This window comes from Candidatus Aquicultor secundus (assembly GCF_002791875.1).
GTDB classification, from domain to species: Bacteria; Actinomycetota; Aquicultoria; order Aquicultorales; family Aquicultoraceae; genus Aquicultor_A; species Aquicultor_A secundus.
Map to the genome: position 1 here is coordinate 1 of NZ_PFNG01000175.1, position 1,313 is coordinate 1,313.

At 48.2% G+C, this 1,313-nt stretch carries 2 protein-coding genes; both read right to left on the reverse strand.

Going from position 1 to position 1,313, the window contains the following annotated elements; translation table 11 throughout:
- On the reverse strand, positions 1–915 hold a 915-nt coding region (locus tag COY37_RS07305), incomplete at its 3' end, for a carboxypeptidase-like regulatory domain-containing protein (protein WP_286977030.1).
- Between the two features lie 213 nt (positions 916–1,128).
- Positions 1,129–1,313, reverse strand: a 185-nt coding sequence (locus COY37_RS07310; RefSeq protein WP_286977032.1) for a HepT-like ribonuclease domain-containing protein, incomplete at its 5' end; no start/stop codon positions are given.

The following is a 1,313-nucleotide window of genomic DNA, read 5'->3' on the forward strand; positions in this document are numbered from 1 at the left end:
AGTGTTGACGTAAAGGAGGCTGTAGCTTAGAATGGGCTTACTGGGATTGCCTCGAATTTCAACTACGATGGGGGCATGCTCATCCGGCTGTGGCACCGGTGGAAGCGCAAAGTACCCTTGAGAATTAGTAAAGGCTTCCACCTCCCGGCTATAGTCCTGGGTGTGGGCAGATACTCTTACGTCACCCACCGGTACGCCGTTCGGGTCTACAACTTTTCCTCTCAGACTTGGAGTCCGTAACTGAAGGTCTGGTGCGGCGACGGTATTTGTACCGTCAACCGTAACCGTAGTTACAACCGATGAAGCCGTATCGGTCGCATCATCGGGCGGATTGGCCTTAAGCCAGTAGGTACCGGCCGGCAGGTTATGAAAATAGTAATAGTTGGACATGTTGCCGGTAAACCTGAAGCTTACAGGCGGATTAAATTGCGGGTCCTGGTTAAATAGCTGAACTTCACAACCGGCTGTCGGTGTACCTGTTAAATCAAGTACGGCACCGTCGATGGTGCTGCCGCTACCTCCCAAGCTTATCGCAAAGGTTGTGCTTGTAGCGTTGTCGCCGGGATTGGATACCTCGACGGTATAAGTCCCGTCCGCGGTGAAGGAATCAACATGAAACAACATACCGTTCCAGTTGTTTGGGTTAATACTATTTAACCCGATCGCTTGTGTATCCTCACCTGGAGGCATTAGCAACACCATCGGTGTGCCTGTAATTGTTTGATCGGCGGATACGTTGATGTTAAGGTCCTGCGGTCCCATAACTGGTAACGGATTTACACCAACGGTAAATGTTGCACCACCAGATGCAAGCGCGGGTACAGCAGGCATAAAGCTAAGAAGCATTGCCGCCACTAAGAAGTAAGCTACAAACGTATGATGCCGCATTCGCATGCTTAAAGCATTGATACTCATCTAAAATCTTCCTCCTTGAATAAGCGAAGCTTGGTCTAGGTTCCTGGAACTTCTATGTATTGAATAGTTGCGTGTGATATCGACTTATAGTAGAGGAACTTTACCAAAATTGTCTGTTTATGAGGCAGATCTTATAAATAGGGGTTAAGTAAAGGGATTTAAGGGGTAAAGAAAGGCGTGGAGGTTATCCACGCCTTATAGAACTTACTCAGTCTACCTAAAGAATTTCTCAAGAGACACAATAAGAGGCGGAAGATCAACTGACACCGTATTCCATACTATAGCAAGGTCCACGTCATCATATTCATGGATTAGAAAATTTCGCATGCCTGCCATACTCCCCCATGGCAGCTCGGGCAACTTCACACGAGCCTCCCCAGAGACCCGTTGTGCGGCTT